Here is a 26,718-nt window from a genome sequence, read left to right as displayed (position 1 = left end):
CCATATGATAACGCCGTCGCGGAAGCGACCTTTAAAATCATTAAGACTGAGTTCGCCAATCAAAAAAAGTTTACGAACTTATCCCAGCTAACGCTCGAATTTGGAGACTATGTGAACTGGTTTAATAAGCTAAGAATTCATGGAACTCTTGGCTACTTAAGTCCTCTAGAATATAAAAAATTATCCCTTAAAAAAGTTGTTTGATTTAGTGTTGACAATCCAGTTAGTAAAAAAGTATAAATTGGGCCAGTCTATGTCCAGAAGGGGGACTTGTTGGGACAATGCCCCGCAAGAATCATTCTTTGGACATTTTAAGGACGAAGCTTATATAAAGCCATGCCAGACTTTAGGGGAGTTAAGAAGGGAAATCAAAGAATATATGACTTATTATAACCAGTATAGATATCAGTGGGATTTAAAAAAGATGACCCCTGTTCAATACAGAGATCATCTTCTAGAGATAGCCTAACCTTTTTTTAAAATTGTCCTTTACATAGGGTACAGTTTATAACAGAGACCTCCTTTCTTATACTCCCTAATGCTAAACATTCTCTTTGCTGTCATTTACTTGTTTTGCTACTTTTTGGTGAATTTCTGTTTCAATTACATCAATAAGATCATCCTCAATCTTTTGATTGGGCTGAGGATGGAACCATTGTATTTCTCCTTCGTGAACAAATCCTTTGTATTCCTCTCCTTGCACTTGCAAAGAAAATTGTTGGCGTTCATGTACCCGGTCTTCAAATGCTGGTTTTAATTCAAGGTCTGTAATCTCTTTTGGAATTCCATTGTGCCGCATTAATGATTGTATGGTAGATTCAATTGTTTCTACCTTACTTTCACCAATCATTTGTTTCGGGTGTGGGTGGAGCCAATAGATCTCATCATCATGAAAATGCCCCTTGAATTCATCGCCTTCGACCTTAAAAGCGAATGCGTGTCGCTCATGAACACGATTCTCAAACACTTTTTCGACTTCAAAATCTTCAAGTTCGGGTTTTGCATTCATATCTTCAGACATAATATAACCCCTCTCATGAAAGTTTGCACTTGAATTTTTTTACTGGACTATCGTAAATATTCTAGAGTTACAAAACGTTCTAATATCGGAGTAATAGTCCATTAATTGCCTATTATATAGTTCTTTATTTACGACTGTCCATTTAAAAGGTAAAATTCATGAAAAATCAGTCTTTAATAACACAATAGGACAAGGAGAACTGTAAATTTGGGTATACGGTATAAGTGTCATCTGCTCGTTTACTATTAAGGATCTCCATCCGATGGATGTATTAGTATTTCCGCAATGAGCTTGGTGTACAATTATTCCACTTCTCGCTGAAGACCTTATGGAACTGATTCAATAATCGTTCAATGGAGTTCGCAAGGATTCGTATGCTGAGGCCGGGCACCAGTCTGGAAATTCCAAATTTAACTGGATTGCAGGGGTTATGATCTCCTTGTTTTCCTCATCTAGTAGTTGGTCTAGATTGACATTCAAAATGTTTTCTTGCAAGGGAAGATCTTTATTCACTGCAGTATCGTCAACTTTTCAGATCCAACCTTCTTTTTGGCTAATTTAGCTGCATGATGCAGGGCATGAGACGAAGTCGTCGAGCCATCAAATGCTACTAAGATTTTTTTAAAAAATACATATCTTCCTTTCTTGTGTAGTTTACCAAGCCCTATGTTATTCAACATTGATAAGTGTATAAATATTGTTTGCTATATCCATATTAAAATTATCGAATTTACTTTTCCCCAGAGCAATATCAAAGGGAGGTGTTAAATTTCCAATGCGGAAACCAGATTCAGCTTTTCAAAAAAGCGAGCTTGCCAAGCTTTTAACAGCGTGCGGAGAGTCAGCAGACTTTCTTACTTTCAGGCTCCATGAAAACTCTCCCTTTTTCATTGCCTATTTTAAAACTTTAGTTAAACCAGAGATTATTCACCACGATATTCTCCCTACAGTTAAAGAAGATAAGCTTTATACTTTAGGAGAAATAAAAGAAAAGCTATCAATCGGGGATCTTTCTATTACGGACAATATACCGGATATTCAAGATAAATTAATGACTGGAAATTTGATTTTTTACAAGAAAGAAGGGCAGCCTGCCTGCCTGGCTGTTCCGGCACTAGCCGTCGAAAAGCGGCAAGTATCCACTCCGGAAACGGAATACTCAGTGGTTGGGCCGAAGGAAGCTTTTGTTGAATCACTCGATACAAATTTAAATCTCGTGCGTAAACGCCTGCCGATTCTCGAGCTGCAGGTAAAAGAACTGATGGTCGGTAAGTTATCAAAAACCCGGGTCGCGGTCGTGTACGTGAAAGGAATCGCTGACCCGGAAAACGTGAATACGGTCATCCAGCGGATTCAAGGGATTGAATACGATGAAATTGTAGACAGTTCGTTTCTCAGCCAAATGATCGCCGATAATAAAAACTCTCCATTCCCACAGTTCATCGACACAGAGAGGCCTGATAGGCTTGCCGCAGTACTAGCTGAAGGGAAAGTTGCCATCTTTTCGGACGGATCGCCCACTGCGATATCAGGTCCCGTATCATTAATTACATATTTCGCCGCATTTGAAGACTATCTTTCCATTTGGAATGTCGCATCCGCTTTCCGGCTTCTCCGGCTCTTTGCGGTTATTTTCTCTGTTTTAGCCTCATCGACTTATGTAGCCGTTTTAACTTATCATTATGAAATGATCCCCAGGGATGTACTGAGCTTGCTGATTACATCAAGGGGAAGTATTCCGTTTCCACCCTTTTTGGAAGCTATTCTCCTTGAATTGGCGATTGAGCTTTTGCGGGAGGCAGGCGCTCGGCTGCCGACAAAGATTGGCCAAACGATTGGGATTGTAGGCGGAATTGTGCTCGGAACAGCGGCTGTTCAAGCAGGTTTGACAAGTAATGTACTGCTTATTGTCGTGGCCACAGGCGCACTTGCTTCTTTCACTACTCCTATCTACCAGCTCAGCAACGCGATCCGCCTGATTCGCTTTCCATTTATCATGCTTGCCCAGCTGCTAGGCCTTATCGGAGTCGCCGTCTGCTTTGCTTTTCTTATGTCTCATTTATTAAAGCTGACTTCTCTCGGTCGTCCTTTTCTTGAGCCGATCTATCCTTTGCGCGTGGAGGATTTTAAAGACTCTATTATTCGACTGCCATTCACCAAGCAAGCACCACGGCCCCTCCAAATAAGAGCAAAAGACCGTGTGAGATTTCAGCAGGAGGCTCCGCAAAAAAAAGATTGGGATATTGACGACTAAATTGCATATGGAGGCGCTGTATGCTGCCCTTACCGCCGGAGAGCCGGAAAGTTTCTCCTTTCTTTGTTTTTTATCTTATTGTCTCGGCGCAATTTGGCTTGAGCGTTTTCAGCTTTCAACGGTATATTGTTAAAGCTGTGGGCAATGATGCCTGGATTGCTGTTATTATCGCCGGTCTCTCGATTCACATTGTCTTGTGGATGATTTATCAAATATTAAATAAAGGAACGAATGATATTACTGTTATCCACAAGGAACTGTTTGGAAAAGGGCTTGGAGGGCTCCTCAGTTTGGCTTTGATTGTTTATTTGCTGACTTTGGCTGTCTCTGTGTTCCGTAATTATATCGAATTGATTCAAGTCTGGATCTTTCCGCAATTGGAAACATGGTATATGGCCCTGATTCTTTCATCGCTCGTTTATGTGTATGTAATCGGAGGCTTTCGAGTCGTTGTTGGGATTTGCTTCCTCAGTTTCATCTTAACGACTCCTATATTTTTTATAATGTTAGAGTTCCCATTACGGCACGTGCAGTTTTCTCATCTTTTGCCTATTTTGGATCATACGGCAGTTGAGTTCTTATCCGCCTCTAAAAAGATGACGTATAGTTTAACGGGATTTGAAACACTTTTTTTCTTTTATCCTTTTATAAAAAATGCTCCATGCTCGCAAAAGTGGGTGCATTATGGAGCGGCGTTCAGTACTTTTTGTTATTTAGTAATAATGATCGTTTCCCTTATGTACTTTACTAAGGCTCAATTAATTGAGTCGATTTGGCCGACATTAACTTTTTGGAAAATTGCTGATTTTCCTTTTCTTGAAAGATTTGAGTTTATGGGGATCTCCATTTGGCTGTTTAACGTACTTAATAGTGTTTGTTTGCTTATTTGGGCCGGCACGAGAGGACTGAAGCAGCTGTTTACCGTGAAGCAAAAACAAAGCCTTATTGTAGTACTCATCATGACAGCTGTGGTGGCTGTTCTCTTGAAAAACCGCGAGCAGATCGAGCAGCTAAATACAATAATTGGCTTCGTGAGTCTTTACGTCATTTATGCCTATATTCCATTTCTCTTCTTTTACCAAATGATTAAAAGTAAAATGAGGCGAACGTCATGAAAAAGTACCTCTTTTGGAGCATCTTTACGCTCATCTTGCTGTTCAATTATTCCATTGAAACAAAGATACTTGAAGATATCCAGCACGTTTCGGCCATTGGTTATGACTATGTGGACGGGGACCGGATGAAGGGAACAGCCACCGCTCCTTTTTATCCTGCGGGGTTAGATGTTAAGCCGCTCAATGCCTTCTTTACGGCGGTCGGACATACCATTCTAGACATCTTACAAAAGCAGCAGATGGAGGCCCAAAGAAAGCTCGCCACGGGACGTTTGCAAAATTTTTTGATTAGTAAAGAGCTGGCAAAACACGGAGTTGCCGAGCTTGCTGATCCGCTTGGACGCTCTACCGATATTGGCAGAGATGTTTACATGGCGGTCGTCGACGGCAGCGTAGAGGAGCTGTTAACTTTTGAGTATCCTAATGCGCCGACATCTGCTGAATATCTTTCCGATTTCATGGAGAGAAATCTGAAGGATATTATTCCTCAGCCAACTGTTCATGCTTTCCTGGATCAATATGAAGGGTTCAATCAAGATCCTTTTCTACCTATTATTAGGAAAAAAGACGATCATATTCAATATAAAGGTCTCGCTCTTTTTAAGGATGATCTCTACGTAGGAGAGCTTTCCAATAAGGACAGTTATATATTTAAACTCTTTTACGAAAAGACTAAAACAGGCACATATGAAATAAGCTTCAAAAATAAAAAGTACATTGCTACTGAAAATATTCGATCCAAAGTGAAATATAAAGTGTCCGGCAGCCAAGACAATCCGCGGGTGTCGGTTCATGTCTCGGTGATAGGAGAGGTTAAAGATGCTTCCAGCGTGTTGAAGAAAGGGAACACTATGAAAGAAGTGGAGCAGGAATGGAGCAAAGAGACGACGGAAAGAGCGGAAAAAATGATGAGGAAATTTCAGGAGCTAAAGATTGATCCGCTCGGAATCGGCGAAAAAGTCCGGAGCCATTTTCGGAACTTTGATAAAGAAGCATGGAAAGACCGCTACCCAACCGTTCCTGTTCAATTTTATATGAAGGTTCGTATTGTGAACACCGGCATCACCGAATAGAAAGTGACGTCAAAAAAGGGAGCGACCCAAAAGGATCTAAATTAGTCCCCTTGAAGCGCTCCCTTTTTTCCCCACCCTTTCAATTTAATTCAAGTAATTGGACTATATTTTGCAGAAAAAGCAAGAAGAATATGTGCTCTAAATAAAGAGCCTAAACATAATATACTAGGCGGTATAACCATGAACGATTCCAAGGAAATGATTGTTCAAATTTACGAAGAAGTTCTTAGTTATCAGCGATATGCTTCAAAAACTTCTCTAAATAGGACAACTTTCTTCTATTATATTTACTCTCCAAACACATCTGATTTACACAAATGAATCGCATGGCGTTCTTTTTCAAAAACCTTTTGCAAATAAACTTCTATAGTGGATAGCTGCTCATGGCCCAGACTCTTCATAATCTGATAGACATTAACTCCATTTAAGTGAGAAATGATGGCGAAAGCATGCCTAAAGGTATGAGGACCAACGGAAGAAGAACGGAACTTCAAAAAGAGCAATCCACTCTCTTTTATGACTTTTGTTAAGAATTGAGACAAATAAGAGGGAGAGTAGGCACGGCCGGTATTGGTCGTAAAGAGAGGTTCGTCTCCTTCTGCTGCATCTATATCGTCGATGCCTCTAGCGGAACGGAACATTCGAATACTATTCATTCCTTCAATGGTATTTGCCTTTTTTTACTCCCTTACCTAGGACCTCTAAAAAAAACGTACTGGAAATGGAATCATATTGAAGATCCTTGACCCGGAGTCTTTTAAACTCTTCATTACGCATGCCTGTCATCGTTAGGATATGAATAATCGAAAAAACGATGGGGTGGTTAATTTCCCTGAAGTGATCAAGTAGCTGAATGATTTCCTTTGGTCCCAAATCCCGTTGGGCCGATCATCTTTATGAACATTAAAGAAACCTTCATGAATAGGTTCCGTGATATAGCCTGCTTCCGAACAGGAATTTCAAAAAACTCTTAATGATGGTTGTCTTTCTGGAAAATGTGGCAACGGAATATGCTCCTTTTGTTAAGACATAGGGGCTTTTTTACCTTCGAATGTGCCGGCTAGATAAAGATTTAAAAAGGGTACCCTCCACAACTTTTTCCAAGTCTACATGGATTTCCATTGAATAAGTGGGTAATTGTTCAATAAATTGAAGAAGTTCTCGCTCATAGGCTTAGAAGGTGCGGGTGGACTTTTCATGTTGCAGTTATAAATGCTCTCGCCGTTGAAGAAACCACTGTAGCATGTCTACATCGCTAAAACCTGAAAAAGGATTTTGTCCATTCTTTTCTGTCATATATAATCGTTCTTGTAACTTGGGATTTAACTGTTCTTAATTAAGAGGTGACCTAGTTAATGGGGAAATCAGTAATGCTTGAAGCGTATAACCCTAAGTAGGCCGTTTATATGTTTTTTCTTATTTAGTATTGGGACAGGTAATTGAAAAACAATTTAAAGAAAATCGGTAATGGTGAAGAGAGTGTGAGGATTTTCACTAAACAGGGCAATTTAGTTAAAAATGATACTTGATTGCACTTGCTAAAAGAACCCACGGAGTTTTAACATAGTTGAGAAAGGTATGGGTCAGTGCCCCATACTCTTACAAAATCAAGTGAACGTTTTACTTAAGGAGTGGTTATAATGGCACGTGTTTTATTTATTAATGGTGGATCAGAAGGACATATCAATCCAACTATTGGAGTTGTGCATGAGCTTATTTCGCGTGGAGAAGAGGTGGTGTACTTTACGATAGAAGCTTTTCGAGAGCGTATTGAGAAGACCGGAGCTACTGTACGAACATTAGACGGTGAAAAATTCGTAAAAGCCTTTATCTCTGGTGGAAGAAATTATTTACTCGAAAGAATCAACGGTCTTTTGCATACAGCAGATGTCGTGATACCTAGTGTTCTGAAGCAAATCGAAGGAGAACATTTTGATTATATCATCCACGATTCCATGTTTGGTTGTGGATATTTACTTGCAGAAATACTTAAACTTCCGGCAATTAATTCTTGTACATCTTTTGCGCAGACAAAAGCATCATTCGATAAAATGTTGGAACAACTTTCTAAAAAAATCCCTACAGAAAGAGTTAAACCTATATACGATGAATTTCAAAGCCTGACGGCAATGGTGAAGGAAAAATATGATGTGGTGATCGATTCTCCTTACGAAGTTTTTTGTAATCCTGCACCACTTACAATCATTTATACAACTAGGGAGTTTCAACCTTTCGGAGAAGTATTCAACCAAACTTACAAATTTGTTGGTCCATCCATCTCCACACGATTAAAGCAAGAAAACCTCGACCTTACTTCAATCAAAGGAAAAAGCCCAATTTACATTTCACTGGGTACTGTCTTTAACCAAGAAATTGATTTCTATAAGCTATGTTTTAAGGCATTCGAGGCCACTGATCATACTGTCTTGATGTCTATCGGGAAAAATGCTCAAATATCTGACTTGGGGGAGATTCCTAGAAACTTCATTGTGAAAAATTATGTTCCACAAACTGAGGTGCTGAAATACACGAAATTATTTATCACTCATGGTGGAATGAACAGTACCAATGAGGGTCTCTACTACGGGGTTCCGCTAATTGTAATTCCGCAAAGTGCGGATCAGCCGGTAATTGCCAAGCAAGTTGCCAATATAGGAGCAGGTATTCAATTACAAATGCAAAGTTTGACGGCAAATCAACTTAATGAAGCGGTAGATCATTTGTTAAACCACCCATCCTTCCATAAAGCTGTTTCAAATATTAGTGAATCCTTTCAAAAATCGGGTGGGTATCATCAAGCTGTCGATGAGATTTTCCAATTTAAAAGCCAATATGATATATAAATATAAAGATTTCCTCAGCTGCCATTATTGGCGGCTTTTTTTAGTTGTTTCGGCAACTTCTGTTTTTAATTAAGTAATGAAACAGGAACTATTATAAACGCTAGATTGTGCTCACAACGATATGGATTAGAAAAAGAGAATTTGAGGTTCATTAATGAAAATCACGGAGACTTTGTGAAAGTTTGGCCAAATGCAGTTTAATCCTTTGTTTTTTGTGGGTAGCGGGGGGAAATCCGAATTGGTATTTATGAATGCAGCATTCGTCCAGGGAATTGCTTGCCAACTTCTTGTATGGTTCCGCAGTGGGCTGCTCTGCATTAAAGACTCTTGAATACCATCCAATTAAGTAAAGATACCCTAAACGGTTATCCAGTACATGTCCTGGCAATGGAGGATTCGCCAGAGGAGTACGGGCTATCTCAGGGCTTATCATAACAGGAGAGGCAAAGGGCTTATAAAAGTCATGAATTCGGAAGTGAATCCGCGATATGGTTCAAGGATTAGAGAACAATTTGAAGAAGGATGGAATCATTAAGGCTGTGGGTATAAGGTAAAAACATAACACCTGGTTGAAGGTGCGTTTCCAAATAATCCCACCTAATGAAATCAYGGGAATGGGAGATGATCTTTGTTGAATGGTATGACGGACAGGGAGACTGTTACAACCAGGGAATGGTTGCAGAAAAGCAGGTTTATCCTGTAACGATTATAAAGGAAAGAATGGATCGGGGATTAATCCATTTTAGAGGCAGCTCTAAGGAAATCGGAATCTCCCAAAGTACCTTGTCCCGGTATAAATTGAAAGAGATTAGTTTAACAAACAGGATTTATTTTATGGTTTATAGAAAGTCATATCAAGGAGGGATATTTAGATGTCAAACCATGAAAACGAAGAAATGCTAACAGGAGGGAATGTCTCTAGGGTTTATCGTTCGGGAGATACTGTGCGACGAGAATTAAAGCCAGATAGTCCCAAAATTCATAAGCTATTAAAGCATTTGGAGAACAAAGGTTTCAGTTATGCCCCAAAGTTGTTAGGTATTGATGAAAAAGGAAGGGAGATATTATCATTTATTGAAGGAGAAGCTGGTAATTATCCTTTAAAAGAATACATGCGGTCTAATGATGTCTTAATAGAAATAGCGAAAATGCTCCGACTTTATCATGATTCTGTCAGTGATTTTTCATTTGATGATAGCTGGGAATCGATAGATAACACCCCCCAACAATTTGAGGTACTATGCCATAATGATTTTGCGATATACAACATTATTTTTAAACATGAAAGACCAATAGGTATTATTGATTTCGATGTTGCTGGACCTGGTCCAAGACTTTGGGACATGGCTTATTCTCTTTATAATTGCGTCCCCTTAAGTAGATTTTACCTTTCTGAAACAGGTGAAAGAGTTTATTATAATTCATTACAGCATGCTAACCGTATAAAACAAAGAGTTAGATTGTTTTTTAAATCTTACGGTGAAGGAATAGACGAAGATTATTTGGAAATGGTATTGCTACGATTAGAGGGGTTATGTAAAACAATTACAAAAAAAGCCAGTGAAGGTGACATTGCATTTCAAAAGATGAAAGATGAAGGGCATCTTGAACAATACCAAAACGATATTAAATTCATTTGTGAACATGGAAAAGAGTGGATTTAAGGGTAGGCTTTTGTTGAACTCCCATGAAAATTAAAAAAGCACAAAAAGGGCGCGACAGTCGGTGGTACACCGTGGTCGCCGGAGCCAGACTAACGGATGAGCTCAAAGGCACATAGTTCGACGACCTTCTTCGCCAGCCATTAAAACAGTATCGATATAGATACCAATTTTCATTCTCTGTGGTGAAGCGCTGATTTTTGCGCTTCATTAATGGCTAACGGTGCATTCGTTGAAGATTGAGGGGTCTTTAAGTAAGCTTTTCTTTATGAAACTATTGGGCTAGATAATCAAATGAAAATATACATATTAACCACAATTTAGTAAATTAGTTTAGAGGAGAAGGGTGGCGAATGATGACAAAATATTTAGGGGCTATTTCGCTTGCTTTAATTATCTCGGTTATTTGTTTTTTTACTGCGAATATAACACAAGTAATTGATCCTGGAGTAACAACTTTTCGTGTATTAATGATATGTGGAATCATTATATCGTTCTCTTTTTCTTTTCTCAGTGAGAAAGGACTTTGGAGAAAGTTAGCTTTAGGTCTTAGTATATTTGCTGGTTTCGTTTACTTTATTGCCATCGAATTAATGAGAATAGTATTCCAGGGTAATGGATTTTAAATTAGTTATTCAACTGGAAAGGTGCTTTACGTCAATAAGGAAGGTTGCTGCCGTAGCCTTTTTTTTATGGCACGAAAGGGGCAGGGTAGTTGAAGTATGAATGTGATTTTTTATGGTAAAAAATCAACTTAATAATCTTCATTAAGGAGTCTACCTGCAATATGAAATTAGATGATAAAAAGAAAAAGGTACAAATGAAATATAGAGAGAAAATAAGGATATAGAAAGAAGATAGAAATTACAGTAAAAAACTGCTTGTTATTGTTACTGTAATCATTATTATTCTAGTGGCATACTGGGCAAACTCCTTATAAAAACATATGTAATTCAAATTATAAGCAAAAGCGTGATGTATACGGATTGTGACGTGATTTCGATTTTATCAATCAATCTTATATTCAAATTTGCTCAGCGTACCATATGCGCGTTTTTTGTTCTGGCCCCTGTTTGGGAAAGATCTTGCGGAATAGATCATACCTGTACAGACCATAAAACGCTAAGAGAGAACATAAAAGCTCTCTTAGAAGAGGGCCAACTGGACTTGCGAGGGCCAGAAAAGGTCTAAATAATGGAGAGGTCAGCTATTTTCTATAACAGCTTCAAATCCAATAAAAAATCAAAAAGGTTTCGGAATGAGAACATTCCGAAACCTTTTGGTCTACAAACTGACAGGGTTAAACTACCTCGTGTAAAATTACTTCTGTTTCTCTAACGCTAATTTCAACCCTTTTTGATAATATTGCGTCATCATTTCTTCAGGAACCATGCTTCCACCAGTCCCCCAAATAATATGTGTAGCTTCACTCATCTTTTCCGTTAAACTATGCTTTTGTAAATAATTGATGCCCTCTTTACATAATTTACTTGGTCCTATCATGCCTGCTAGTGCAGAAGGTTCTAAATGGATCCCCTCTGTATCGACTAGTTCTTTTAGCAACTTATACAACTGTTCATCGCTAACCGTATAATTGCCACTTAAAAAAGGTTCCATAGTTTTACCCACAAACCCTGATGGCCTTCCTACAGCAAGTCCATCCGCGTCTGTTACATTATCGATACCAACATCTTGTACAGAAACTTTATCATGAAGTCCAGTCATTAAACCGAGTAACATACATGGTGAGTGGGTAGGTTCTGCAAAGAAACAGTGAATATGGTCTTGGTACAATAATTTCAAACCAAAAGCTACGCCTCCAGGGCCACCACCTACTCCACATGGAAGGTAAACGAACAAAGGATGATTTTCATCTATTATTATCTCTAGCTCTTCTAATTGTTTTTTCAATCGAGATGCAGCCACTGCATATCCTAAAAATAGGTCGTGAGAATTTTCATCATCCACAAAATAACATGTTGGATCACTATCTGCTTGGATTCGGCCTTCCTCTACAGCTTTACTATAATCAGCTTCATATTCAATAACTTTGACATTTTTGCTTCTAAGCAAGTCTTTTTTCCACTGTTTTGCATCAGCTGACATATGAACAGAAACATTAAAACCTAACTTTGCACTGATGATGCCAATACTAAGTCCTAAGTTTCCAGTCGAGCCTACCGCGATTGAATATTTTGAGAAAAGGGTCCGGAATCTATCACTATCTAAAATCGAATAATCATCTTGTTTTGTTAACAATTGATGTTGAAAAGCTAATTCTTCAGCATGTTTGAGAATTTCATAAATCCCGCCTCTTGCTTTAATAGATCCTGATATAGGAAGGTGACTATCACATTTTAGTAATAATTCTCCTGATATAGGTTGTTGATAATCCTGTTCTAAGGATTGTTTCATGGCAGGAATTCTCACTAAGGGAGATTCTATGATACCGTTCGTTCCTTTTGTTTCAGGGAAAACCTTGGCGATATATGGAGCAAAACGCTTCAACCGTTCCTCTGCATCTTTTACATCTTCTTGAGTAAGGGAGGATTTTTTTATTCCCGTTTGAAATTTTTCGACATTTGGATTCAGCCAAAATACTTCATCCATCGAAATGAGCTTGTTTAGTAATGGATATTGGTCTTTCCATGTTTGTATTTCTTTGCTTTCAATCTCTTTCATTTGCTTGATCCTCCTCATTTCTTGTAACAAGTTGTTTTGTAAATTATAATTAAATAAAATTTAATACAGTTTAACATATAATCATCTTTGTGTTAATTTATATTTACCTTTTTTAAATGAAATTTAACAACTTGTTAAGGAGTATTGATTATGGAAAATATAGATATTGGTAAGAAAGTTGAAAAATATAGAAAAGCTAAAGGATTGAGTAGTAGAGAGTTGGCAAAATTAGCTGAAATTACACCTTCAATGTTAAGCCAAATTGAACGAGGTTTGGCGAATCCTTCTATTCAAACCCTAAAGGTTTTAGCTAAAACCCTGAATGTTCCAACTTTTAGTTTTTTACTTGAAGAAATAAATACGGAAGACTTGATCGTTAGATCCGGTAAACGTAAGAAAATGATCATTGATAATTTGTCTTATGAGTTATTGTCACCTGATTTTACGGGTAATTTAGCAACAGCGATTATGAAAGTTCCTTCCAATATTTCTTCGTCAGAAAATCTTCTAGAACATAAAGGAGAGGAAGTAGCATTTATTTTGGAAGGGAAAATTAAGCTGTATTTAGGCGAAGAAGAATATCTTTTAGAAGCTGGTGATAGTGTGAAAATACCAGCAAATTTGAAACATAAATGGGAAAATAATTTTAGTCAAAATGCTGTTGTATTATTTTCAGTTACCCCACCTGCGTTTTAATGTGAAAAATGTCGAGTGTAATATTTTAACAAACAGACGCGATTATTGAAGAAGACTCGCTTTTCTTAATGAACTCCCATGAAAATTAAAAAAGCACAAAATCTAGAAAAAACCACAGCAACAACAAAATAGACCCAATAAAAAGGCTGAGATTTATGAGCGATATGATTGAGTTTGGTAAATCGTTAAACAAAAACCTCCATTTATAGCAAATTAAGTAGAGGCTAGGGCGACGACAAAAAATGGATTAATCCCCCATGAGTGCTACCTTAAAGGGAGCGACAGTCGATGGTAACGTTGGATCGTTGGAGGTAGACTAACGGATACTTCGCCAGCCATTAAAACAGTATCGACATAGAGATCAATTTTCATTCTCTGTGGTGAAGCGCTGATTTTTGCGCTTCATAAATGGCTAACGGGGGAGTTTGTTCTTTAAGAAAAAGTAAAAAAAGTCGATTTCTTAACGTTGAACTGCACCCCAATTGTTAGACACAACTAACAATTGGGGTGCAGTTCACGTAGTGGAGATCGACTTTTTAAGTTGAAAATTCTCTTAACGTATAAAAATTCTGAAATAGGTAATATAGCATTGTCGCTGCCGTTCATAAAAGATACTTTTATGAATGGGGAATTTTTGATTACAAACAACTGTTTTGAGCGTTTGTAAACCCACAAAAATCATTTTCGAACGTTCGCTAATTTTTAATATATTATTTCGAACGAGAAAACAGCTACTGAATTGTTTTATTTCGTTTTTCTTCCTAAAATATCCGCAAATACCCCGATTACAGCGGATTATCCCTGATTAAATGACCTTACTGGCATGTAAGCATCGGATGAAAACGCTTCCTTTCACTATCTCGGCCTTTTCCTTATGAATGTCCTCTCTTCCCTTGAATCTAAATCTCAGCATGTTACGATAAAAAGGTTGAAAAATACGAACGGAATTACGAACAATGAATTTTTAGGGGGGCATAATGTTGAGAGATAAAATTGTTGCATTTTTAGGAGCCGGTTCGATGGCAGAGTCGATGATTTCAGGAATTGTGCAGGTTGGGAGCATACCAGCAGAGAGAATTTATGTGACAAATCGCAGCAATCAACTGCGACTAGAGGAAATGAATCACGTGTATGGAGTTCATGCGGTCCATCAGGATGCATTGCCATATGAAGAAGTTGATTTCTTTATTTTGGCAATGAAGCCCCAGGGAGCAGCAGATGCTCTCGATGCACTCAAAGATAAAGTAAGAGTGGATCAAGTTGTGATTTCTGTATTAGCGGGCATTTCCACTGAATTTATGGAAAATCATCTACAGCTTGGACAGCAGGTTGTGCGGTTGATGCCGAATACGTCGAGCATGATCCGGGAGTCGGCAACTGCGTTATGTCCGGGAAGACATACAGGGATGGACAATGTGATAGCAGTGAAAGAATTGCTTGGCTGTATGGGAAAAGTGTTCTTAATTGAGGAAGAGCAAATGGATATTTTTACAGGAATTGCAGGAAGCGGACCTGCATACTTCTATTATTTAATGGAGCATATGGAACACGCTGGCGTTGAAAAGGGGATGGATGAAGCGATGGTTCGTGAGATTGTCGCCCAAACGATTTTAGGCGCAGCCAAGATGATTTTGGTGAACGACGAAGCACCGGCAAGTCTCAGAGAGAAGGTCACTTCACCAAATGGAACGACAGCATCCGGACTAGCTGCTTTACGGAAAAATAATGGCGGCAGAGCCATTTCACAGGCGATTCATCAAGCGGCGAAACGTTCGAAAGAACTGAATGAAGAGATGGAAGTAGCATTGGTGACGTCTTAATCAGAGTTTAAGAATGTAGGTTTAAAAGAGAAAAATCAGGAGGGATAGGATGTTCAAAGAAAAGAAACAGATAAAGAGAGTTGTTATTAAGATTGGAAGCAGTTCACTGACCAGCATGCATGGTGAGCTAAGCCGCAGAAAACTTGAGAAGCTGGCGGATCAGATTGTAGTGCTAAAGGATGCCGGATATGAAACGGTTTTAGTTTCCTCTGGAGCAGTAGCAGCGGGCTATCGTAAGTTAGGGTGCATCAAGCGTCCATCTGCCTTACCTGAAAAGCAGGCAGCAGCTTCCATCGGACAGGGTCTATTAATGGAATCTTACTCAGAACTCTTTTTATCTCACGGATACGTCGCTTCACAGCTTTTAATTACAAGAAGTGATTTTTCCGATGAAACACGCTATGGCAATATGAAAAATACGATGAATGTCTTATTGGAACGCGGAATTATTCCGATTGTAAATGAAAATGATACAGTCACAGTCGATCGATTGAAATTTGGAGACAATGATACGCTGTCTGCTAAGGTGGCCGCGCTGATTGGTGCTGATTTCCTGATTATTTTATCTGATATTGATGGACTTTTTAATGACAATCCGAACAATAATCCAGATGCGAAATTGCTTAAAAAAGTAGATGCCATCACACCTGAAATTGAAGCAGCAGCTGGGGGAACAGGAAGCCCAGTCGGTACAGGCGGCATGAAATCAAAAATTGCAGCCTTTAAAATTGCGATGGCATCCGGCATTCAGTCCTTTTTAGGGAAATCAAGCACAAGGGATATCCTGATGGATGCAGTGAAGGGCACTGCCAGAGGTACGTATTTTGAGCCGAAACCGAATGCCTTTAACCTTGATAAGAAAAAGCAATGGATTGCGTTTCATTCAGGTCCTGAGGGCAAAATCATCATTTCTCAAAAAGCGAAAACAGCCATAATTGATCAGCAGAGAAATATATATCCAATCGATATTCAAGAAGTGAACGGAAGATTTAACGATGGGGCCGTTGTGACCATCCTTGACGAAGAGGGAGAAGAATTCGGTCTCGGCAGAATTAACTTTTCAACTGAACAGCTGACACAAGAAACTAAAAACGAAACGGCGGCAGCTATTGATCAAGAGACGTTTGTATGTTCTCTCGATTTCTCAATGAAGGTGCCAAGCTAAAAACTTACAGGAGGGGTTTTGATGAGTGTTGCATCGCTTAAACCAATGACGGTGGAAGAACAGGCAATCTCAGCGAAAAAAGCAGCGAAAATATTAAGCATGCTGACAACTGAGGAAAAAAATGATGCACTTAGAATTGTAGCGAATGAATTAGAAAAAGAATATGGAATCATTTTGGACGCAAATAAAAAAGATTTGAAAAAAGGAAGAGAAAAAGGGTTTGACCAGGCGTATATGGATCGTCTTGCACTAACTCAAGAAAGAGTCAAGGACTTTGCAGAGGGACTGCGCCAGGTTGCTGCTCTTCCGGATCCAACGGGTGATGTTCTTTCCGACTGGACGCTTGAAAATGGTTTGAAAGTGCAAGAGGTACGCGTTCCCCTTGGTGTCATTGGAATGATTTACGAAGCACGTCCAAATGTAACGGCAGATGCGGCAGGACTTGCATTGAAATCAGGTAATGCAATTGTGCTGAAAGGAGGATCATCCGCGCTTTCATCCAACAAAATGATTGTTGAAGTGATGCACCGCGCCCTTGAAAAAACAAAGATACCTAAAGAAGCCGTGCAATTCATTGCTTCAACAGACCGTGCGACAACTCAGAAGTTATTTACCATGAAGGAGCATATCGACGTTTTGATTCCTAGAGGCGGTGCTTCTTTAATCAAGGCGGTTGTAGAAAATGCGACGGTTCCGGTCCTTGAAACAGGTGTAGGAAATTGCCACATCTATTTTGATAAAGAAGCTGAGACAGAAAAAGCTTTAAACATAATTATCAATGCCAAGACAGATCGTCCTGCTGTATGCAATGCAGCGGAAACACTTATCGTTCATAAAGATTGGCTGAGTGAAAATAAAGAACTCCTTGCAGAAACGTTAAAGGAATATGGCATTACGATTCACGGTGATCAAGAAGCAGCTGCAGTCTTGCTCAATGTAATCCCTGCAAACGAAGAAGATTGGGCCAACGAATATTTAAGCTTAGATCTTGCAGTTAAAACGGTCAACAGTCTAGATGAAGCCATTGAGCATATTGATCAGTACGGCACAAAGCATTCAGAGGCTATCATTACAGAAAATGATGATACGGCTAAGCGATTCATGCAATTAGTGGATGCAGCCGCAGTATACCACAATGCTTCCACTAGATTTACAGATGGAGGAGCACTCGGCTTTGGGGCAGAAATCGGCATCTCAACCCAAAAGCTTCACGCGCGCGGACCGATGGGATTGCCTGCACTGACAACGATTAAATATATGATGAGTGGGAATGGGCAGATTAGGTAAGAAGTCTATTTTCAACAGGACCGATCATCCTTTTTAGTAAGGGTGGTCTTTTTTTGCGGAAATCAGAAAAAAATACGCAAAAATCCTTTGCTTAAAGGCATAACAGCTTTCTTATCTTGAACATTGAGCACGTGTTAGCCGATGCGGGATATGCTTTTAAAGCTGTTTATAGAAGAACAAAAACAATACCGTGAAGATTTGTTGCAATGGTGTGATATCTTATTTATTTTCACTGGGAAAATATAAAACCGAGGTTTTCAAAACTCTTTTACATAAAAAGTTTAGAGGAATTGAAAAAGTCAAATCGCGAATTAAAAGGAAAATTACAGATAGATTTAAAAGTGGATTTCGATGACTATCAGATAGCTAAAAGCCTATATGAGCAGTCGGAACTACTACACGAAGAATCACAGGGGAATCAAGAAAAAGAAGGTGAATCTGGTGTGAGAAAGATACCTGGGGGTTACCCGCTGATTCTGATAGGGGAATAGTAATGCTAAGTATGGAGGCAAACGATACAGTAGAAGAACTTGATAAAGAATGGATTGAACTCATTAAAAGGGTTATTAATTTGGAAATACCGATACAAGAAATAAGAAATTTTGTATCAGACTATAAACGGCAGTAAGTTGATTAAGAAAGGGTACCGCGTCCCCAAAAAACGATAAACTGAGCTTATAAGTCACAAGAAACTTCTAAAATTTCGTACTGGGGATCCTACAAAACTTTAACTTGATGGCAATGTGACGCTACCCTTATAAAAAAATTAAGACAAAATATTTCAAAAATAACCTCGTTAGAATATAAAATAAATAAATAATTTAGCAGTTAAGCATTTATAATCAAAAAATAATTCCACTTGTTAAAAATAGATTTTTAAAAGGGAATTCATTATTTTTGTTGAACATGAATATTGTAGGCCAATTTACCGTTTGATGATTTTTATTGTAACCGAATACATCGAGGTAAATAACATATTTATCTTGTTCATGGTAATGGATTGTATCAAAAAAATCATTGGCGAATGGAGGTTTACCCATGGTTAGCTCGATGGCGATCAATATGGAGGATTCACGTTCCTTCCTCACTGAAAAACACTTATTATTTAAACAATCAATTCGTGAATTTCTCCACAAGGAGGCTTCCCCCTATTATGATCAGTGGGAAAAAGAGGGGGGGGATACCCCGCTTGTTTTGGAAAAAGATTGGGGATAACGGATTTTTATGTACATGGCTTGATGTAGAGTTCGGTGGGGCGGGAGCAGATTTTGGATATTCAGTTGTACTGGCAGAGGAACTGGAAATGGTTGGATCAGCCTTAGGAGGAATATCAATTCACTCTGATGTTGTGGCCCCATATATTGCTTCATTCGGCACAATAGATCAAAAACATAGATATTTACCCAAGTTCATTACTGGAGAAATGATTTCTGCCTTTGCAGTGACAGAGCCAGGGCTGGGTTCTGAATTAGCGAATATTCGAACCACAGCCATCAAGAAAGATGGATATTATATTGTCAATGGAGCGAAATCGTTTATTACAAATGGCTTTAACGCTGACTTCTTGATAGTAGCATGCAAAACTGATCTAGATGCTGTTCCTTCTCATGACGGAATCAGTTTGTTGCTCATTGATAAAGATACACCAGGGTTTTCACGAGGAAGAAAACTTGACAAAGAAGGCCAGGAAAGTTCAGAAACTGCAGAACTATTTTTCGATGATGCCTCTGTCCCTATTGGGAACCTTCTTGGGGAGGAAGGTAAAGGCCTTTCATATTTAATGCAAAAACTGCAGCAGGAAAGGCTTATGTGTGCGATTGGGTCTTTAATGGCAGCTAAAGACATGCTCGACTTAACCGTGAATTTTATTAAAGAACGAAAAGCATTTGGTAAGAAAATTAGTAAATTAAAAAATGCACAGTTTACCATCGTTGAAATAGCGACCGATATTCAGTTGGGAAGAACGTTTGTTGATGGTTTGATCTGTAAACATATGAAAGGGGAGAAGATCATAACGGAAGTATCGATGGCTAAATATTGGATCACTGAGATGTCTAAGCGAATATCTGAAAAGTGCATGCAGTTACATGATGGATACGGAAATATGGGTGACTTTAAAATTGCCCGGCGTCATCGGGACATTCCTGTGACAACATTCTATACAGGGTCAGATGAAATCCTGAAAATCCTCATTGCTAAAAATATTGGGTTATAATTCATTTTTAATAACTTAAATCTATTAACTACCTTAAAATGAGGTAGTTTTTTTATTCCATTTATTCAATATAATTAAAATGAACTAGTTTTTTTTGTTAAAATGGTTTATGTAGTTTTTTTCTGGGTATAAGAGACTGTGCATATAAAAAGTAACATATTTGTAAAAATTGTAATTGTATGCGAATGATGGAGGTGCTTGTTGTGTTAAAAATTGAAAATGTATCGAAAATCTATAAGGGAGGAAAGAAAGCTGTAAAGAATATATCATTGGATATTAAAAAAGGAGAGTTCATTTGCTTCATTGGTCCGAGTGGATGTGGCAAAACAACGACAATGAAAATGATTAACCGTCTAATCGAACCAACTGAAGGAAAGATACTTATTAATGGGGAAAATATAATGTATAAAGATCCAGTTGAGTTAAGAAGACAGATCGGGTACGTTATCCAGCAAATCGGACTTTTCCCACACATGACGATTCTTGAAAATATCACCCTCGTTCCAAAACTTCTTAAGTGGAATGACCAGAAGAAAAAAGAACGTGCACTGGAATTGCTTCAGCTTGTCGATATGGGACCCGAGTATTTAGAAAGGTATCCATACGAATTGAGCGGCGGGCAGCAACAAAGGATTGGCGTTCTGAGAGCCCTTGCTTCAAATCCCCCACTCATTTTAATGGATGAACCTTTTGGAGCACTAGATCCAATCACCCGCGATGCCCTTCAGGAGGAATTTAAAAATCTGCAGCGCACACTTGATAAAACAATCGTTTTTGTTACCCATGATATGGATGAAGCCATTAAGCTAGCCGACAGGATCGTCATCTTAAAGGCTGGTGAAGTCGTCCAAGTGGGAACACCGGATGAAATCCTCCGATACCCAGCCAATGAGTTCGTGGAAGAATTCATTGGTAAAGATCGATTGCTTCAAACAAGACCAAATGTTGAATTGGTAGAACAAATCATGAGCCGTAATCCCATATCCATTACTGAGGAAAAATCCCTTACGGATGCTATTACGATAATGCGCGAGAAAAGGGTCGATTCTTTACTTGTGGTCGATGAGCAAAATGTTCTGAAAGGGTTCGTAGATGTTGAAACGATCAGTGAATACCGAAAAAAAGCAAAATTTATCAGCGAAGTCATCAATACTGAAGTCTATTCAGTAAAGCAGGATTCATTAATTCGTGATTCCGTTCAGAAGATATTAAAACGGGGATTCAAATATGTGCCTGTTGTTGACCAGAATAAACATTTGGTCGGAATTGTCACTAGGGCAACATTGGTAGACATCGTATACGACAGTATATGGGGAGAGGTAGAAAATCAAGTGGCAGAAATGTTCTAGGAGGTGTATGAGATGGAAACATTGCTCGATTTTTTACAAACGAACTGGCAAGAATTTATTTATAAGGCATGGGAGCACTTATATATATCCATGATCGCTGTTTTACTTGGAATAATAGTCGCCGTACCATTAGGCATCATGTTGACCCGAATGAAAAGGAGCGCATCCATAATAATCGGAATTGCAAACATTATGCAGACATTGCCGAGCCTGGCAGTCCTAGCCTTTTTCATTCCTTTCCTCGGAGTAGGGAAAACACCCGCAATTATTGCGTTATTTTTCTATTCTGTTTTACCTATACTCAGGAATACTTACACAGGTATTAAAGGCGTAAATGAAAATCTGCTGGAATCCGGTCGCGGTATCGGGATGACAAGCTGGGAGAGGATTCGTCTGGTTGAATTCCCGCTTGCACTTTCCGTCATTATGGCTGGTATCCGTACGGCTTCCGTCTATTTAATTGGTTGGGCAACCTTGGCTTCCTTTATTGGAGGAGGAGGTCTTGGAGATTACATTTTTATCGGATTGAATTTATACCAAACAGAATATATCGTCGCAGGTGCAGTTCCTGTAATTATCATGGCTATCCTGGTGGATTATGTATTCTCGATCATTGAACGAAAAGTCGTACCAAAAGGATTAAAAGGTATGAAGGAAGTTGCATGAGGAGGAATAGCATGTATAAAAAAATGAGAAATTCAATTTTCATAGCCCTTTTAGTTTGTTCATTATTCATCAGTGGCTGTTCTTTACCTGGATTGGGGTCATCTTCTKAAACTACAGTAAAGATCGGTGCCCAAAGTATGACCGAATCCGAAATTCTGGCGAACATGATCGCTCAACTCCTAGAGCGGAATACGGATCTTGATACGAAAATCATCAAAAACTTAGGTTCGAATTTCGTTCAGCAAAAAGCGATGGAGAGCGGTGATATAGATATAGCCGCAACTCGATATACAGGGACGGATTTAACGAGTGTCCTGGGACAGGAAATTGAAAAGGACCCAGTAAAGGCAATGGAAGTTGTTCAAAGGGAATTCAAAGAACAATATGGTTTCAAATTTTTTGATTCATACGGTTTCGATAACACCTATGCCTTTACGATTTCAAATGAATTGGCAGAGGAAAAAGGTTATAAGAAAATATCGGATTTGGAAAAGGATGCAGATAATTTAAGGTTAGGTGTCGATAGTGCTTGGCTGAAAAGAAAAGGGGATGGCTATAAAGGGTTCGTAAATACATATGGATTGGAATTCGGGGAAACTTATCCGATGCAGATTGGCCTGGTATACGATGCAGTCAAAAATGGTCAGATGGATATTGTACTTGCATACTCTTCCGATGGACGGATTAAGGTTAATGATTTGATGCTTCTAGAAGATGATAAACAATATTTCCCTCCATATGATTGTTCACCGGTCGTTACCGGAGAATTATTGGAACGATACCCTGAAATTGAAGATGAACTTAACAAGTTAATTGGCGAAATCAATACTGAAACCATGCAGGAACTGAACTATGAAGTTGATGGGAACTTGAAAGAGCCATCGGTCGTAGCTTCGGAATTCCTTAAAGCACATAAATATTTTGAATAAATGGGAGGTGCAAACTAATGGAAACCTTACAACAGCTGGGAACGTATTATTCTCAAAATTGGATGTATGTACTTACTGAGTTTTATCGCCACTTTTTAATGTCCGCTTATGGAGTTTTATTTGCTGCAATCGCAGCCATCCCGATGGGGATTTTCATCGCGAAACATAAGAAATTGAGTAATTGGGTATTTTCCATAACTAATGTTATTCAAACCACACCAGCCTTGGCCATGCTTGCTCTTCTTATGCTAGTGATGGGGCTAGGAACAAATACAGTTATCTTATCATTGTTTTTATACTCCTTACTGCCAATCCTTAGGAACACTTATGTCGGAATTACAAGTATAGATCATGCTTATTTAGAATCTGGCAAGGCAATGGGGATGACGAAGCTCCAGTTACTAAGACTGGTCGAACTGCCATTATCCCTCTCTGTCATCATGGCTGGATTACGCACAGCTCTTGTGGTTGCAATTGGAGTCACTGCTGTAGGGACATTCGTAGGGGCAGGAGGGCTGGGGGATATCATTGTCAGGGGAACGAACGCATCTAATGGAACGGCCATTATACTTGCAGGAGCAATCCCGACGGCATTGATGGCCATTCTGTCAGACCTCTTACTAGGATGGTTGGAACGGTTGCTTTCTCCGATAAAAAAGAAAAAAATTCATTCTGCCTAAAACAAACCAGGACATTGAAAGAGCCATTGCATGTTATTGCAATGGCTCTTATTCTTAGGTTTTTGGCCAGAAAAATAACCATTGCCGATTAAAAGGTTACAAGCAGGGACTGACCGGCTTAGTTTTTTATTTCAGAAAAAGGGTAACTATAAGGATAGTTGTAAAAAATTATAAGGGGAATCAATCATGAAACTTACACCAGAGCAGCGTATTGAACTTCACGGCTTTAATAATCTTACGAAATCTCTAAGTTTTAATATGTATGATATTTGCTACACAAAAACCAGGGAAGAGAGAGAGGCCTACCTGGATTATATCGATGAACAATATAATGCAGAAAGGCTTTCGAAGATCTTGCACAACGTTTCTGATTTAATAGGTGCACACGTTTTAAATACGGCCAAGCAGGATTATGTCCCTCAAGGCGCCAGTGTAACCATTCTTGTTTCAGAAGGTCCTGTCGTCGAAGTACCTACTGGAACTTATGAGGAATCACCAGGGCCCTTACCTGATAATGTGGTCATGCAACTGGATAAGAGCCATATTACTGTTCATACATACCCTGAATTCCATCCAAATGAAGGCATTAGCACATTCAGGGCCGACATCGATGTCTCTACTTGTGGAGAAATATCACCGCTTAAAGCCCTTAATTATCTGATCCATTCCTTCGATACCGATATTATCACGATTGATTACCGTGTAAGAGGGTTTACGAGAGATAAAGATGGGCGAAAATTGTTCATTGACCACGATATTAATTCCATTCAAAACTATATTCCTGATGAAGTAAAGGGTTTATATGACATGATTGATGTGAATGTATACCAGGAAAATATATTCCATACAAAATGTAAGCTGAAAAGATTCGATATTAATAATTACTTATTCGGTTATACAGAGGAAAAGCTGAAAACAGAAGAAAGGCAGGTAATAATAGAAAGGCTTCAAACGGAGATGGACGAAATTTTTTATGGTGCCAATGTACCGCATCTAACAGAAAAGAACAAGCATGCCGATTAAGGGATGCTTGTTTAAGTGAAATATTAATTTAACTGGAAAACATGAACCAATACATAACCGAGACACGTTAATAAAATTGAGCCAATCAATCCAGCAATAAAAGGTTTGCCGCCATATTTTTTAAAAGTGACAAGGTCAATATTCAATCCTAGTCCTGCCATGGACATAGCCATGAGGATATAGGAAAGCATAACAAGTTTTTCGGCTATAAGTTCAGGAACTACCCCTGTAGAGTAGAGGGCACTCATTAATAGAAATCCAAAAATAAACCAAGGTATCTGAATGGACTTCCAGGAAAATCTCTTTCCCTTATCTGTTGATCGCTCTTTCCAACTCATGATGAATCCAATTAAAAGGGCTACGGGAATGAGCAGGGCCACCCTAGTCAATTTGACCATGACTGCTAAGTCGACTGCTTCATTTCCCCCTGGTGCTGCAGCAGCGATGACGTGAGCAATTTCATGTAGTGTCGCACCCGAAAATATACCGTAACCTGGATCGGATAACCCCAAAAAGGGATAAAGGATCGTGTAACCGAAAGTGAAGGTTGTACCTAAAACAGCAACCGTCGCTACAGCTATTGCTGTATCTTTTTCTTTTGCTTTAATTTGGGAGGAAATTGCGAGGACTGCAGCAGCTCCACAAATTGCTGTACCACAAGCTGTCAGTAAGCCTAGCTTTTTTTCCACTTTAAATAGACGGGCCAACCCATAAACTACCAATATAGCAAATATTAGACTAATGGCTCCAACAGCAAACGTTTTCGGGCCGGCGTTAAAAATATCCTTCAGGTTCAAGCGCATCCCCAATAAGATAATGCCCATTCTCAAAAGGACTTTACTAGAATAATTTGTCCCAGCGACGGCGTAAGCGGGTACGCCGATAATCGATTTCCAAACAACACCAATCAGTATCGCAATGACTAGCTGTCCCAATATATGAAGGAATGGAAGCTCTGCTAAGTATTTAGCTGCAATAGCAATTAGCAAAGTTAAAGCTATTCCTTTTGTAAATCCAAGTTTTCTAGTTTCAACCTCTGTTCGTTCCAGTGTGATCACTCCATCTATGTTGATGCCTTTACTTTAAAGCTTAATTAAGAATAAGTGAAATATATTTTTGCTATTTCAATGATTACTTCTACTTATGATAAAATAGAATGCATAGGTAAATAAGGAGGTAACCATGGATCCTTTAAAAGTATTCGTAACCGTGATAGAACAGAAAAACTTTTCTAAAGCTGGGGATATTCTGAACCTGTCGCAGCCAGGAGTCAGTCTCCATATTAAGAATCTGGAAAATGAGTTAGGAACGAAATTAATTTATCGTTCTCCCAAACAAGTTCAAATAACAGAGCCGGGAAAAATTTTATATAGACATGCAAAGCAAATGCTTGATCATTATGAGACAGCAATAAGAGAAATAAATGAATTTAATAACGTGGTTAGCGGAACGATGAAAATAGGTGCAAGCTTCACGATAGGGGAATACTACCTTCCAAAAGTTTTAGCAGAATTTGCGGCTCAATATCCGATGGTGGACATACAAATCATCATCTCGAATTCTAATGAAGTCATACAAGGAATACGTTCGAATAAGCTTGATATAGGCTTGATAGAAGGGGAAACGGATTATAAAGATATTGATGTCAGACCCTTCATGAATGACGAGATGATTGTCGTCGTCCCCCCGGTTCATCCACTTTCACAGACGGATATCATCGAGGGCACATTGCTCCAAAACCAAACATGGGTGCTTAGGGAGCAAGGATCGGGGACCCGTACATATTCGGATAAACTTCTGAGCAGTCTGGAACTAAACATAAAGAAAACCTTTATTTTCACCAGTATCCAAGGAGTGAAAGAAGCGGTGATGGCCGGACTTGGCATTGCCTTGTTATCCCGTTTGACTGTACAAAAAGAATTGAAATCCAATGAATTGAAAACCTTTCATTTGAAAAATGAACCCATTATAAGACCTTTTTCAATCGTGAAAAAGTTAGACTTTGAAGCATCAAAAGCCATGGATCTATTTTTAAGGAAGGTAGAAGACTTTGCGATAAAGGGTCATCCTAAATAAAACCTTACACTTTAAGCCCATCCTTTACATTTCATGAATGAAGGGGATGGGTTTTTATTGAATGACGAATTTTTTTTAATTTTAATGAAAACGTCGAAAGTATTATGGTATATGTCAATCAATAAACAATTTTTACGTATTTTAACATAATTACCAACATATA

At 38.8% G+C, this 26,718-nt stretch carries 25 protein-coding genes and 2 pseudogenes; 21 read left to right on the top strand and 6 right to left on the bottom strand.

The annotated features are described in order from the left end of the window. Window positions 1–204 (top strand): IS3 family transposase (locus tag AC1DVK_RS19135; protein WP_318686989.1); only part of this gene is annotated, 204 nt, incomplete at its 5' end. 16 nt (window positions 205–220) lie between these two features. Continuing rightward, window positions 221–469: pseudogene (locus tag AC1DVK_RS19130) on the top strand (IS3 family transposase); the annotation flags it as partial. A gap of 72 nt (window positions 470–541) precedes the next feature. Here the strand turns inward: AC1DVK_RS19130 and AC1DVK_RS19125 are convergent. After that, window positions 542–1,021 carry a hypothetical protein gene (locus AC1DVK_RS19125; RefSeq protein ID WP_089362299.1) on the bottom strand — a complete coding sequence of 160 codons (480 nt, stop codon included), beginning with the start codon at window positions 1,019–1,021 and terminating at the stop codon, window positions 542–544. 509 nt (window positions 1,022–1,530) lie between these two features. Further along, a complete protein-coding gene (locus AC1DVK_RS19120; RefSeq protein ID WP_089362298.1) occupies window positions 1,531–1,701 on the bottom strand; it encodes a universal stress protein in 171 nt (56 codons plus the stop codon). 95 nt (window positions 1,702–1,796) lie between these two features. Here AC1DVK_RS19120 and AC1DVK_RS19115 point away from each other — a divergent pair, with 95 nt between their 5' ends. From AC1DVK_RS19115 to AC1DVK_RS19105, 3 genes are read left to right on the top strand one after another with little or no spacing between them, the layout of a single operon-like run. Next, entirely contained in the window at window positions 1,797–3,275 is a 1,479-nt protein-coding gene (locus AC1DVK_RS19115) for a spore germination protein (protein WP_477627140.1), read from the top strand. A 20-nt stretch (window positions 3,276–3,295) separates the two neighbouring features. Continuing rightward, window positions 3,296–4,390: a GerAB/ArcD/ProY family transporter gene (locus AC1DVK_RS19110; protein WP_477627139.1), complete on the top strand. Its 1,095-nt coding sequence runs from the start codon at window positions 3,296–3,298 to the stop codon at window positions 4,388–4,390. After that, window positions 4,387–5,463, top strand: coding sequence for a Ger(x)C family spore germination protein (locus tag AC1DVK_RS19105; RefSeq protein ID WP_477627138.1), 1,077 nt, complete (start codon window positions 4,387–4,389; stop codon window positions 5,461–5,463). The genes AC1DVK_RS19110 and AC1DVK_RS19105 overlap by 4 nt, the downstream gene beginning before the upstream one ends. Before the next feature lie 287 nt (window positions 5,464–5,750). On the opposite strand, the gene AC1DVK_RS19100 is transcribed toward AC1DVK_RS19105, so the two are convergent. After that, the gene (locus tag AC1DVK_RS19100; protein ID WP_477627137.1) at window positions 5,751–6,119 is read right to left on the bottom strand and encodes a tyrosine-type recombinase/integrase; all 369 of its coding nucleotides are present in this window, start codon (window positions 6,117–6,119) and stop codon (window positions 5,751–5,753) included. Between the two features lie 984 nt (window positions 6,120–7,103). Between AC1DVK_RS19100 and AC1DVK_RS19095 the strand changes: the two genes are divergently transcribed. From AC1DVK_RS19095 to AC1DVK_RS19085, 3 genes are all read left to right on the top strand, one after another. After that, on the top strand, window positions 7,104–8,306 hold the full coding sequence (locus AC1DVK_RS19095) for a macrolide family glycosyltransferase (protein WP_477627136.1): 1,203 nt from the start codon (window positions 7,104–7,106) through the stop codon (window positions 8,304–8,306). A gap of 872 nt (window positions 8,307–9,178) precedes the next feature. After that, a complete protein-coding gene (locus AC1DVK_RS19090; RefSeq protein ID WP_477627135.1) occupies window positions 9,179–9,970 on the top strand; it encodes a phosphotransferase in 792 nt (263 codons plus the stop codon). 353 nt (window positions 9,971–10,323) lie between these two features. Further along, complete coding sequence (locus AC1DVK_RS19085; protein WP_477627134.1) at window positions 10,324–10,593, top strand: hypothetical protein; 270 nt, start codon at window positions 10,324–10,326, stop codon at window positions 10,591–10,593. Window positions 10,594–11,287: 694 nt separating this feature from the next. On the opposite strand, the gene AC1DVK_RS19080 is transcribed toward AC1DVK_RS19085, so the two are convergent. After that, the gene (locus AC1DVK_RS19080; RefSeq protein WP_477627133.1) at window positions 11,288–12,649 is read right to left on the bottom strand and encodes a D-serine ammonia-lyase; all 1,362 of its coding nucleotides are present in this window, start codon (window positions 12,647–12,649) and stop codon (window positions 11,288–11,290) included. A 150-nt stretch (window positions 12,650–12,799) separates the two neighbouring features. Here AC1DVK_RS19080 and AC1DVK_RS19075 point away from each other — a divergent pair, with 150 nt between their 5' ends. The 6 genes from AC1DVK_RS19075 to AC1DVK_RS19050 all read left to right on the top strand — a co-directional run bounded on the left by AC1DVK_RS19075 (window position 12,800) and on the right by AC1DVK_RS19050 (window position 18,245). Continuing rightward, window positions 12,800–13,345 carry a helix-turn-helix domain-containing protein gene (locus AC1DVK_RS19075; protein ID WP_061463294.1) on the top strand — a complete coding sequence of 182 codons (546 nt, stop codon included), beginning with the start codon at window positions 12,800–12,802 and terminating at the stop codon, window positions 13,343–13,345. Between the two features lie 977 nt (window positions 13,346–14,322). Next, window positions 14,323–15,165, top strand: coding sequence for a pyrroline-5-carboxylate reductase (gene proC, locus AC1DVK_RS19070; protein ID WP_477627132.1), 843 nt, complete (start codon window positions 14,323–14,325; stop codon window positions 15,163–15,165). Between the two features lie 49 nt (window positions 15,166–15,214). Then, the gene (proB, locus tag AC1DVK_RS19065; protein ID WP_477627131.1) at window positions 15,215–16,330 is read left to right on the top strand and encodes a glutamate 5-kinase; all 1,116 of its coding nucleotides are present in this window, start codon (window positions 15,215–15,217) and stop codon (window positions 16,328–16,330) included. Between the two features lie 21 nt (window positions 16,331–16,351). Continuing rightward, window positions 16,352–17,617, top strand: coding sequence for a glutamate-5-semialdehyde dehydrogenase (locus AC1DVK_RS19060; protein ID WP_477627130.1), 1,266 nt, complete (start codon window positions 16,352–16,354; stop codon window positions 17,615–17,617). 290 nt (window positions 17,618–17,907) lie between these two features. After that, window positions 17,908–18,108, top strand: coding sequence for a hypothetical protein (locus AC1DVK_RS19055; RefSeq protein WP_477627129.1), 201 nt, complete (start codon window positions 17,908–17,910; stop codon window positions 18,106–18,108). A 2-nt stretch (window positions 18,109–18,110) separates the two neighbouring features. Continuing rightward, complete coding sequence (locus AC1DVK_RS19050) at window positions 18,111–18,245, top strand: hypothetical protein (RefSeq protein WP_477627128.1); 135 nt, start codon at window positions 18,111–18,113, stop codon at window positions 18,243–18,245. 214 nt (window positions 18,246–18,459) lie between these two features. Here the strand turns inward: AC1DVK_RS19050 and AC1DVK_RS19045 are convergent, their stop codons facing one another. Then, window positions 18,460–18,753, bottom strand: coding sequence for a hypothetical protein (locus AC1DVK_RS19045; RefSeq protein WP_477627142.1), 294 nt, complete (start codon window positions 18,751–18,753; stop codon window positions 18,460–18,462). On the opposite strand from AC1DVK_RS19045, the pseudogene AC1DVK_RS19040 reads away from it, so the two are divergent. The 6 genes and pseudogenes from AC1DVK_RS19040 to speD all read left to right on the top strand — a co-directional run bounded on the left by AC1DVK_RS19040 (window position 18,680) and on the right by speD (window position 24,479). After that, window positions 18,680–19,832: pseudogene (locus AC1DVK_RS19040) on the top strand (acyl-CoA dehydrogenase family protein). The gene AC1DVK_RS19045 and the pseudogene AC1DVK_RS19040 overlap by 74 nt on opposite strands. Before the next feature lie 203 nt (window positions 19,833–20,035). Then, entirely contained in the window at window positions 20,036–21,181 is a 1,146-nt protein-coding gene (locus AC1DVK_RS19035) for a betaine/proline/choline family ABC transporter ATP-binding protein (protein ID WP_477627127.1), read from the top strand. 12 nt (window positions 21,182–21,193) lie between these two features. Further along, complete coding sequence (locus tag AC1DVK_RS19030) at window positions 21,194–21,847, top strand: ABC transporter permease (RefSeq protein WP_061463282.1); 654 nt, start codon at window positions 21,194–21,196, stop codon at window positions 21,845–21,847. Between the two features lie 11 nt (window positions 21,848–21,858). Beyond that, entirely contained in the window at window positions 21,859–22,776 is a 918-nt protein-coding gene (locus tag AC1DVK_RS19025) for an osmoprotectant ABC transporter substrate-binding protein (RefSeq protein WP_477627126.1), read from the top strand. 17 nt (window positions 22,777–22,793) lie between these two features. Continuing rightward, a complete protein-coding gene (locus AC1DVK_RS19020; protein WP_477627125.1) occupies window positions 22,794–23,456 on the top strand; it encodes an ABC transporter permease in 663 nt (220 codons plus the stop codon). A 186-nt stretch (window positions 23,457–23,642) separates the two neighbouring features. After that, window positions 23,643–24,479: an adenosylmethionine decarboxylase gene (speD, locus tag AC1DVK_RS19015; RefSeq protein WP_477627124.1), complete on the top strand. Its 837-nt coding sequence runs from the start codon at window positions 23,643–23,645 to the stop codon at window positions 24,477–24,479. A gap of 23 nt (window positions 24,480–24,502) precedes the next feature. On the opposite strand, the gene AC1DVK_RS19010 is transcribed toward speD, so the two are convergent. Then, window positions 24,503–25,528, bottom strand: coding sequence for a YeiH family protein (locus AC1DVK_RS19010; protein ID WP_477627141.1), 1,026 nt, complete (start codon window positions 25,526–25,528; stop codon window positions 24,503–24,505). A gap of 133 nt (window positions 25,529–25,661) precedes the next feature. Here AC1DVK_RS19010 and AC1DVK_RS19005 point away from each other — a divergent pair, with 133 nt between their 5' ends. After that, complete coding sequence (locus AC1DVK_RS19005) at window positions 25,662–26,555, top strand: selenium metabolism-associated LysR family transcriptional regulator (protein ID WP_089362286.1); 894 nt, start codon at window positions 25,662–25,664, stop codon at window positions 26,553–26,555. Window positions 26,556–26,718 lie beyond the last annotated feature (163 nt).

This window comes from Peribacillus sp. P4_B1, from assembly GCF_056402395.1.
Note: the sequence above shows the minus strand (reverse complement) of the source record. Positions and strands in the feature narration are given on the sequence as shown.